The organism is Variovorax sp. 20P10.2.4 (assembly GCF_058244205.1).
This window is the reverse complement of sequence record NZ_JBZAYE010000269.1, coordinates 1-9,428: the sequence shown is the minus strand read 5'-3', so window position 1 is coordinate 9,428 and position 9,428 is coordinate 1. Positions and strand designations below refer to the sequence as shown.

At 70.8% G+C, this 9,428-nt stretch carries 12 protein-coding genes; 6 read left to right on the top strand and 6 right to left on the bottom strand.

The genetic code is table 11. The features are described from left to right. On the bottom strand, positions 1-643 hold a 643-nt coding region (locus AC27VN_RS22875), incomplete at its 3' end, for a M14 family metallopeptidase (RefSeq protein WP_490877997.1). Positions 644-829: 186 nt separating this feature from the next. On the opposite strand from AC27VN_RS22875, the gene AC27VN_RS22870 reads away from it, so the two are divergent. Continuing rightward, positions 830-1,090, top strand: a complete 261-nt coding sequence (locus AC27VN_RS22870) for a hypothetical protein (RefSeq protein ID WP_490877996.1) — start codon at positions 830-832, stop codon at positions 1,088-1,090. 19 nt (positions 1,091-1,109) lie between these two features. Here AC27VN_RS22870 and rpe read toward each other — a convergent pair whose 3' ends face one another. From rpe to AC27VN_RS22855, 3 genes are read right to left on the bottom strand one after another with little or no spacing between them, the layout of a single operon-like run. Beyond that, the gene (rpe, locus tag AC27VN_RS22865; protein ID WP_093350724.1) at positions 1,110-1,799 is read right to left on the bottom strand and encodes a ribulose-phosphate 3-epimerase; all 690 of its coding nucleotides are present in this window, start codon (positions 1,797-1,799) and stop codon (positions 1,110-1,112) included. A gap of 53 nt (positions 1,800-1,852) precedes the next feature. Beyond that, on the bottom strand, positions 1,853-2,287 hold the full coding sequence (locus AC27VN_RS22860) for a type II toxin-antitoxin system VapC family toxin (RefSeq protein WP_208511524.1): 435 nt from the start codon (positions 2,285-2,287) through the stop codon (positions 1,853-1,855). 14 nt (positions 2,288-2,301) lie between these two features. Then, the gene (locus AC27VN_RS22855; protein WP_208511523.1) at positions 2,302-2,577 is read right to left on the bottom strand and encodes a type II toxin-antitoxin system Phd/YefM family antitoxin; all 276 of its coding nucleotides are present in this window, start codon (positions 2,575-2,577) and stop codon (positions 2,302-2,304) included. Between the two features lie 99 nt (positions 2,578-2,676). Between AC27VN_RS22855 and apaG the strand changes: the two genes are divergently transcribed. The 4 genes from apaG to AC27VN_RS22835 all read left to right on the top strand — a co-directional run bounded on the left by apaG (position 2,677) and on the right by AC27VN_RS22835 (position 7,617). Beyond that, positions 2,677-3,072, top strand: a complete 396-nt coding sequence (apaG, locus tag AC27VN_RS22850) for a Co2+/Mg2+ efflux protein ApaG (RefSeq protein ID WP_057593319.1) — start codon at positions 2,677-2,679, stop codon at positions 3,070-3,072. Between the two features lie 80 nt (positions 3,073-3,152). Then, entirely contained in the window at positions 3,153-5,129 is a 1,977-nt protein-coding gene (locus AC27VN_RS22845; protein WP_490877995.1) for a site-specific recombinase, read from the top strand. Then, positions 5,126-6,400, top strand: coding sequence for a cation:proton antiporter (locus AC27VN_RS22840; protein ID WP_296781697.1), 1,275 nt, complete (start codon positions 5,126-5,128; stop codon positions 6,398-6,400). The genes AC27VN_RS22845 and AC27VN_RS22840 overlap by 4 nt, the downstream gene beginning before the upstream one ends. Further along, complete coding sequence (locus AC27VN_RS22835) at positions 6,397-7,617, top strand: YbdK family carboxylate-amine ligase (RefSeq protein ID WP_296781698.1); 1,221 nt, start codon at positions 6,397-6,399, stop codon at positions 7,615-7,617. Before AC27VN_RS22840 ends, AC27VN_RS22835 begins: the two co-directional genes overlap by 4 nt. Before the next feature lie 8 nt (positions 7,618-7,625). Here AC27VN_RS22835 and AC27VN_RS22830 read toward each other — a convergent pair whose 3' ends face one another. Both AC27VN_RS22830 and AC27VN_RS22825 read right to left on the bottom strand, forming a co-directional pair. Beyond that, a complete protein-coding gene (locus tag AC27VN_RS22830; RefSeq protein WP_490877994.1) occupies positions 7,626-7,853 on the bottom strand; it encodes a hypothetical protein in 228 nt (75 codons plus the stop codon). Beyond that, a complete protein-coding gene (locus tag AC27VN_RS22825; RefSeq protein ID WP_490877993.1) occupies positions 7,850-8,839 on the bottom strand; it encodes a hypothetical protein in 990 nt (329 codons plus the stop codon). The genes AC27VN_RS22830 and AC27VN_RS22825 overlap by 4 nt, the downstream gene beginning before the upstream one ends. Before the next feature lie 97 nt (positions 8,840-8,936). On the opposite strand from AC27VN_RS22825, the gene thiL reads away from it, so the two are divergent. Next, a partial coding sequence (gene thiL / locus AC27VN_RS22820) for a thiamine-phosphate kinase (RefSeq protein WP_490877992.1) occupies positions 8,937-9,428 on the top strand: 492 nt, incomplete at its 3' end.

The following is a 9,428-nucleotide window of genomic DNA, read 5'->3' as shown; positions in this document are numbered from 1 at the left end:
GATCCTGGTGCTGGCCGCATTCGAGCGTGACGCCGTAGCCGCCGCAGCTGCGGATGTATTCGTTGGTGCCGCGGCCGAAGTCGATGGCGGCCTCGTCGACCGCGGCGCCGCGCTGCGCGAGGCCCGCGGCATAGATGTCGAGCCAGCCCTCGACCACGATCGGCGTGCCCAGGTGCAGCGCGAGCTGGCCTTCCTCGGCGGCGCGCGCGAAGGGCTCCAGCGTGCCGGTGTTGTCGCGCGGGCCGATCATCGCGAAGGCCTCGCCCGCGCTCTGGAACGAATGCAGGTCGAGCAGTACCTCGTGGCGCGCGATCACGGGCGCCAGCACGTTGGTCACGCGGGCCTCGTAGTCGGCCGGCTCGGCCGCGGGCTTGAACAGCCGGTTGAGGTTGCGCTCGCCCTCGCGCTGCAGGCGCCGGCGCGCCAGCGGATTGGCCACCGGCACCAGCGTGAGCTCGCCGCGCAGCAGCGCGAGCTCGCCCGCCGCGAACTCGGCCAGCACCCGCTCGATGCCGGCGGTGCCGCTGGTCTCGTCGCCATGCACGCCGCCCATCACGAGCAGCCGGGGGCCGGGGTTCAGGGAGGCGAAGGCGTGGAGGCGGATGCTGTCGTGCGCGACGGCGTCGAAGGGAGAGGAAGCCATGCGGGGATTATGAGGAGGCGTCTTGACAGGCGCAAAGATGCTTCGCTTTTCATAGCACCGATCCTCGCGGCCACGAGGCCACGCCCGCGATCGACACGCAGCCTACAGCCGCGCCCTGGGCTGTCCTACCGGCCCTGCGGGGGCCGCCGCGCAAGCTGGTGCCCACCAACGACCGAAGGAGGCCCCATGGCCAAGGACAGCACCCCGACCCGCAAGCCCGCCGATCCGCAAAAGGACGCGGGCGGCGGCAAGACCAAGATCGAACAGGGCGGCGAATCGTCGCCGCGGCTGCCGCACGAACGCGATCAGTCCTCGGACAGCCAGCAGACCCGCGACGGCAAGCCGACCGAGCGTGGCCGCCGCGCGCATGACGATGTGGAGCGCGGCCTGGTCGACACCGACCAGGGGCTGCGCGCCGACAAGGTCGGCGAGCAGGCCAAGCGCTGATTCGAAGCCCCGCTGCCGCTCAGGCGGCGGCCACGCCCGCGAGCTGCGTGCGCATCTGCGCGATCACGGCGCCGTAGTCCTTGGCGTTGAAGATCGCGCTGCCGGCCACGAAGGTGTCGGCGCCGGCCGAGGCCACGCGCGCGATGTTGTCGGCCTTGATGCCGCCGTCGACCTCGAGGCGGATGTCGCGCCCGCTCTGCTCGATGCGCTTGCGCGCCTGCTCGATCTTGCGCAGCGCCGAGTCGATGAAGCTCTGGCCGCCGAAGCCGGGGTTGACGCTCATGATCAGGATCAGGTCGATGTCGTCGATCACCCAGTCGAGCACCTCGAGCCCGCGCGCCGGGTTGAACACCAGCCCCGGCTTGCAGCCGGCCGCGCGGATCGCCTGGATGCTGCGGTGCACGTGGGGCGTGGCGTCGGGATGGAAGCTGATGTAGTCGGCCCCGGCCTGCGCGAACGAGGCCGCGAGCGCGTCGACCGGCTGCACCATCAGGTGCACGTCGATCGGCACCGGCGTGCCGTCGGCCGTCTTCGCATGCGGCTTGAGCGCCTGGCAGATCATCGGACCGAAGGTCAGGTTCGGCACGTAGTGGTTGTCCATCACGTCGAAATGGATCCAGTCCGCGCCCGCGGCGATCACGTCCGAGAGCTCTTGGCCGAGCTGGGCGAAGTCGGCGGAAAGGATGGAGGGGGCGATGCGGAAGGTCATGGGCGGCGATTGTCGCAGCCGGCCAAAGGCGCAGCGGAGCTCCCGGACTTCTTCTATGCCTGCCAGGGATCGACCAGCGCCACGCCGGTGCCGGCATAGCCGCCCGCGTCGCGCGAGACCACCGCGAGGCCGTGCTGCGCGGCGGTGGCGGCGATGATCAGGTCGGGCTGCGAGAAGGTGCGCCCGGCCTTGCGGCCCTGCTCGACCATCAGCCGCCACTTGAACATCACGTCCTCGCTGACCGGCAGCACGCGGTAGCCGAACATCGGCCGCAGTTGCAGCTGCAGCCAGTCGTTGAGCTGGGCGCGCTTGTGGATGTCGGCCACCAGCTCGATGCCGAAGCGGATCTCCGCGAAGGTGACGGTGCTGACGAACAGGCTTTCGAGCGGCTGCGCGCCGACGAAGGCGACCACCCGGGGCTCGGGGCGCGGGCGCCGCAGCTCGGACAGCACGTTGGTGTCGAGCAGGAAGCCGCTCATTGCGCTCATGGCGCTCACGGCATTCACAGCTCGACGCTGCGCACCGGCGAGGCTTCGGAAGCGCCGACCGACAGCTCGATGTCCCGATGGGGCGAGGCCTGCAGCACGTCGACCAGCGCCTGGCCCGTGCGCGCGCCCTGCAGGCGCTGGAACTCCTCGGCCGCGATCACCACGACCTCGTCGCGCCCGTGGACCGTGACGTGCTGCGGCCCCTCGCTGTGGACGCGGCGCACCAGTTCGCTGAAGCGCGCCTTGGCGTCCTGCAGCGGCCAATGGCCTGGAAGTGAAATTCTGGTCATACCGACCAGATTATCCCTTCATCGCCATTTCCGCAAGAAAGCCGGCCCGGCACCGGGAAGCTCTCCCCGCGCCAAAACCCAGCAGTTACCATCGCGCGCATGTCACACAGCCCCCTTTCCATCGAGGTCGAGCCGCGCTACCTCGCCGACCAGTCCTCGCCGAAGGAAGGCATCTACACCTTCGCCTACACCATCACGATCACCAACACCGGCTCGACCGGTGCCCAGGTGATCGCGCGGCACTGGCTGATCAACGACGCCTCGGGGCATGCGCAGGAGGTCAAGGGCCTGGGCGTGATCGGCCAGCAGCCGCTGCTGGCGCCGGGCGAGAGCTTCCGCTACACCAGCGGCTGCCGGCTGCAGGCCGCCAGCGGCACCATGCACGGCAGCTACCTCGTGGTGACCGAGGACGGCGAACGCTTCGACGTGCCGATCCCGATGTTCGTGCTCGAGGCCGACATCGGCGGCGCGCCGGTCTCGCGCGTGCTGCACTAGCCTTTCCCGCTCGGGCACCCGCACGGAATTTCTCCCGCTGCGGCATCGCCCTCCTCTTCCCCTTTCGATTCCCTCCTCCCATGGCTGCCGCTTCGCGCGACCTGCAGGGGCTGCTCGCCGGCCTCGATCCTTCCGCCGACGTGGCTCGGCGCCACATCTGGCTCATCGACTTGTTCGACTGGCTGCGCGGCGACCGTGCCTCGCCGCAGGCGGCCATGGGCCGCGTACAGCTGCTGCTCGACGCGATCGAGGCGCGGCCCGAGCTGCGCGAGCGCGTGCGCGCCTGGTGGCGTGCCTTCACGCGCGACGTCGACCTGTCGACGCTGCTGGCCGACTACGGCTTCGCGCCGCGCACCGCCTTCCTCAGCGAATTCAACGAGCGGCTGCGCCGCAAGATCCTGCCGGGCACGCCCGAGACCACCGATGCCTCGGAGCTGTTCCGCATGGTGCTGCCGGGCGACTTCGATGCGCGCTGGATCGCGCTGCTGGAAGCGCCGCAGCTGGTGCGCATCGGCGCGCTGCTGGCCGATGAAACGGCCGACGACGGCACCACCGTGCCGCGCTGGCGCGCCACGCTGATGGATGCCATCACCTACTGCGCGAGCCAGCTGGTGGCCGCGGGCTTCTCGTCCGAACTGCGGCTGCGCATGCGCAGCACCGAGGAGAGCCGGCCTTTCCATGCGCTGATGGCCGAGCTCGACGAACTGCGCGAGCGCCTGTTCGAAGATCGCCCGCGCGACGAGGCCGCGGTGCAGGCGGCCTTCGTCGCGTTCCGCGACCGGCTCGATGCCTGCCGCGCAAGCGCCGCCTCGGTCTACGCGCACCTGGAAGACAACGGCATCTCGGTCGGCCTGGTGTTCCGCGTGCGGCAGATGCGCGAACGGGTGCTGCGCATCCGCGAGCTGCTCGACGGCCTGATGTCGCCCACGCCCGCGGTCAGCATCGCGCGGCTGGTCGGCCGGCTGGTGCAGGCCGGCAGCGAGCGCAACAGCATCCGCGCGCTGATCGCCTCGAACTCGTCGATGCTCGCGGCCAAGGTCACCGAGCGCAGCGCCGAGACCGGCGAGCACTACATCACGCGCGACCGCGCGAGCTACCGGCAGATGGTGCGCAAGGCCGCGGGCGGCGGCGCGCTGACCTCGCTCACGGTGCTCGCGAAGTTCGGCATCTACGCGCTGGGCCTGTCGGCCTTCTGGAGCGGCCTGGGCTCGGGCGTGATGTATGCCGCCAGCTTCGTCGCGATCCAGCTGCTGCACCTCACGCTCGCCACCAAGCAGCCGGCCATGACGGCGCCGGCGCTGGCCGCGCGGCTGCGCGAGATCCGCGCCGACAGCGGCCTCGACGAATTCGTCGACGAGGTCGCCAACCTGGTGCGATCGCAGGTGGCGGCGGTGCTGGGCAACGTGCTGGTGGTGGTGCCGGCGGTGGCCGCGCTCGCCATCGCCTGGCGGCTCGCGCTGCACCAGCCGCTGCTCGATGCCGCGCATGCGGCCACCGTGCTGCAGTCGCTGTCGCTCGCGGGCCCCACGGCGCTGTTCGCGGCCTTCACCGGCGTGCTGCTGTTCGCCTCCAGCCTGATCGCGGGCTGGGCAGAAAACGCCTTTGTCCTGCATCGGCTGGACTCCGCCATGCGGTACAACCCCCGCATCGGCGCCGTCCTGGGCGCCGCCCGGGCCCGTCGATGGGCCGACTTCATGCGCACCCACATCTCCGGTTTCGCCGCCAACATTTCGCTGGGCCTGATGCTCGGACTGCTGCCAGCGGTCGCGGGCTTCTTCGGGCTCGGCCTCGACGTGCGGCACGTGACGCTGTCGGCCGGCCAGATCGGCGCGGCCGTGGTGTCGCTCGGCCTGCCGGTGCTGCAGCAGCCGCTGCTGTGGTGGGCGGTGGCGGCGATCCCGGTGATCGGTGCGCTCAATGTGAGCGTGAGCTTCTATTTCGCATTCCGCCTGGCGCTGCGCGCGCACAGCGTGAGCCTCGCCGACCGCGCCCGCATCCGCGGCGCGCTGCGGGCGCGCTGGCGCAGCCGGCCCATGAGCTTCTTCCTACCCGCATGAATCTGACGAGTCTCACCGCCGACCTGATGGGCTTCTGGTCCGAATGGGCCCGCCCGTCGGCCGGCCTTCCCACCGTGCTGTGGTCGCTGCTGCTGGCCGCGGCCGCGGCCTCCGGCCACCTGGTGCGCCGCTACATGGGCATGCCCAAGGTGGTCGGCTATTCGATCGTCGGCACCATCGTCGGCTTCGCCGGCTTCGAGGGCGCGATCTGGCCGCTGCGCGGCATCAGCCTGTTCCTGCTCGAACTCGGCGTGGCCGTGGTGCTGTTCGAGGCCGGCGGCCGGCTGCCGCTGCGCTGGTTCCGCCACAACCCGATGGTGCTGGTGCAGAGCCTGCTCGAAGCCACGCTGACCTACTTCGGCGTGTTCTGGGTGCTGCGCCTGCTGGGCCTGCCCGACCCGGTGGCCAACCCGCTCGCGCTGATGGCGATCGTCGCCTCGCCCGCGGTGCTGAGCCGCGTGATCATCGACACCCGCGCCGCCGGCCCGGTGACCGAGCGCGCGATGACGCTGGCCACGCTCAACACCTTCTACGCGCTCGCGCTCGGCTATGCGCAGGCCGGCCTGATCGAGCGCGCGCCGCAGACCGTGCTGCAGAAGCTCTACCCGATCGCGGTGGTGCTGGGCCTGTCCTTCGTGGTGGGCGCGCTGATGGCGCTGGCGCTGCGCACCGCGCTGCGCGTGATGAGCCCGACCAGCGAGAACACCTCGCTGCTGCTGCTGGCGCTGATCGCGGCCGGCGCCGCCGTCACCGCGCACATCGGCGGCTCCGCGCCGCTGGCCGCGCTGATCGGCGGCGTGCTGCTCAAGACCTTGAACCCCAAGCCCTGGGCCTGGCAGCGCCAGCTCGGCACCGCGTCCTCGCTGCTCACCATGCTGATGTTCGTGCTGGTGTCGATCGTCGCGGCGCAGGCCGACTGGACGCTGCCCGTGGCCAGCGTGGTGCTGGCGCTGATCGCCGTGCGCATGGTGGCCAAGATCGCCGGCGTGGCGATCGCCAACCCCGGCAGCGGCGCGAGCTGGAAGCAGGCTTTCTGGGTCGGCTGCGCGATGTCGCCGCTGTCCTCGATCGCGCTCCTGATCGCCTCCAATTTCGCCACCGCCTCGCCGCTGCTCGGCACCATGATCACCCAGGTCGCGCTGCCCTCGATCCTGCTGATGGAACTGCTGGGCGCGGTGCTCGCCACGGTCGCGATCCATGCGGTCGGCGAGAGCTCGGTGCGCTGGGCGCCCGAGGCCTTCAGCAGCACCGCCGAGGACACGCAGCGATGAGCAGCCACACGACCACTCCCCCGAGCCCCGCGATCGACCCCGACAGCGACGACGTGCGCTCGGCACCGCTGCCGGCCGATCCCGCGAGCCGCGCCGTCAAGCTCGAGCCCTTCAACAAGTCGGAAGCGCTGTCGCTCGGCGTCGAGCTCGAGCTGCAGCTCGTGAACACGCACGACTACGACCTCGCGCCGTATGCGGAAGACATGCTGCGGCTGATGGCGCAGACGCCGCTGCCCGGCAGCGTGGTGCCCGAGATGACCTCGAGCATGATCGAGATCTCGACCGGCATCTGCCATTCGGCACAGGACGTGATCGCGCAGCTCACGCCCATCCGCGACGCGCTGATCAAGAACGCCGACAAGCTCAACATCGCGGTGGTCGGCGGCGGCACGCATGCGTTCCAGCAATGGCACGAGCGGCGCATCTACGACAAGCCGCGCTTTCGCGAGCTGTCAGAGCTCTACGGCTACCTGAGCAAGCAGTTCACCATCTTCGGCCAGCACGTGCACATCGGCTGCCCCGATGCCGACTCGGCGCTGCTGATGCTGCACCGCATGTCGCGCTACATCCCGCACTTCATCGCGCTGTCGGCCTCCTCGCCCTTCGTGCAGGGACAGGACACGCAGTTCGACTCGGCGCGGCTGAACTCGGTGTTCGCCTTCCCGCTCTCGGGCCGCGCGCCCTTCACCACGAGCTGGAAGGAATTCGAGGCCTACTTCGAGCGCATGACCCGCACCGGCGTCGTGCGCAGCATGAAGGACTTCTACTGGGACATCCGGCCCAAGCCCGAGTTCGGCACCATCGAGATCCGCGTCTTCGACACCCCGCTGACCGTGGCGCGCGCCGCCGCGCTCGCGGGCTACGTGCAGTCGCTGGCCGCCTGGTTCCTGCAGGAGCAGCCCTTCGAGCCCAGCGAGGACGACTACCTGGTCTACACCTACAACCGCTTCCAGGCCTGCCGCTTCGGCCTCGACGCGGTTTACGTCGACCCGGCCAGCGGCCAGCACATGCCGCTGCGCGACCACATCCTGATGACCATGACGCAGCTCGAGTGGCACAGCGAGGCGCTCAACGCCACGCAGGCACTGGGCGAGTTGCGCACCAGCGTCGAGACCAACCGCAACGACGCGCGCTGGCTGCGCGAGCGGCAGGGACGCGAGCGGCTGCTGGCCGAGGTGGTGCGGCAGGCGTCGCTGCGCTTTCGCGGGGCGACGTAGCGGGCGCCTCAGCGCGGCACGTAGCCCTTCTCGAGCACCGTGCCGTCCTCGGCATCGATCAAGAAGCGCGCGCGCGCACCGAAGGCGACGGCATTGCTCTCGATCTCCCAGCGCGCGGACTGCTTCGAGAAGAACCAGGGCTTGCGCAGCCGCGCCTGCACCGGCTCCACGAAGGCCCAGCCCTGCTGCAGCGCGATGCGGCGCGCGACGCCGATGGCGGTGGCTTCGTCGATCATCGCGCGGGCGCGGGCTGCAGCCGCGGCGAGGACGGTTGGGCCGGGGCCTGCGCGGGCAGCGGCGGCAAGGGCGGCAGCGCCTGCGGCATGCGGGGATGCGTGGGCATCGGCCCGTCGCTCACGCCGACCCAGAACAGGGTGCCACCCAGCGAGATGGTGCCGATGGCCATGCCCTCGGCGCGCATCTGCGACACGGTGACGTAGCCGAACTGGATCGGGAAACGGTAGGCGCCGAGCGCCTGCGACAGGCCGTTCACCCGCAACTGGCCATAGCCCTCGGCCATCGCCTCCTCGAGGTAGCGCAGCAGCGAGGACTTCGAATAGGCGTTCCAGCGGAACTGCGCGCGCAGCTGCCGCAGCGGGCCGGTGCGCGGCGAGAAGTAGCGGTGCACGAGCTCGTGGAACAGCGTGACCTTCTGTTCGGTGAGGCTCTGGGCGCGCGAGATCGCGATCTCGCCGTACATGCTGGTGCCGCCGAGCTCGCCGCCGGGCAGCGAGCGCGGCCGGCTCAGCGACAGCCCGTTGCCGGCCGGCGGCGGCGTGCCCACGTCGGGCAGCGGTTCGACGCGCGGCATGCCGCGCTGGACCACGGGCTTGGCGGCGCCGCGCAGCAGCATCGCCTGGATCGCGGAGATCCCCAGCAGCATCACGGCCTTCGCGAAGTGGCCGGCCGCCTCGTCGAGGTCGGCGCTGGTGCGGCCGTTGACGGCCTTGGTGGTGAATTCCGACAGCTCGCCCGCGCCCGAGAACACCGACATGCCGAGCGCCGCGAAGCCGACCACCAGCAGGATGATGTCGACCACCTCGCCCACGCCGAAGAAATGCGAGCCGGCCCACACCACCAGCGTGCCGGCGACGATCGCCAGCGCCTCGGGCTGCAGCATCGCCTCGACCGTGCCGCGCGCCTCGCCGGGCAGCAGCGGGAGCGAGCGGCGCATGGCTTCGCCGACGCGTTCGGTCGCGGACAGGGTCAGGGTATCGGGCATTCGGCGGGTCTCCTCGGACAGTCCCCCAATCTAATGCATCGCGGCGGCGCCGCGTGTCGGCCATCGGCGCATGCCTTTCCCCGCTTATGCTCGGCGCATGGGTGAATTCGACCTGATCCAGCGCTACTTCCAGCGCCCCGCCACACGCTCGCCGCTGGGCGTGGGCGACGACTGCGCGCTGCTCGCGCCCGCGCCGGGCATGCAGCTCGCGGTCTCCTCGGACATGCTGGTCGAGGGCCGGCACTTCCTCTCGACCGTCGATCCGGCGCGGCTCGGCCACAAGGCGCTGGCGGTCAACCTCAGCGATCTCGCGGCCTGCGGCGCGAAGCCGCTGGCCTTCACGCTCGCGCTGGCGCTGCCGGGCGTCGACGAGAACTGGCTCGAGGGCTTCTCGCGCGGCCTGTTCGCGCTGGCCGACGAACACGGCTGCGAGCTGGTGGGCGGCGACACCACGCGCGGCCCGCTCAACATCTGCATCACCGTGTTCGGCGAAGTGCCGGCCGGCGCGGCGCTGCTGCGCTCGGGCGCGCGCGCGGGCGACGAGCTGTGGACCAGCGGCACGCTCGGCGACGCGCGGCTGGCGCTCGAG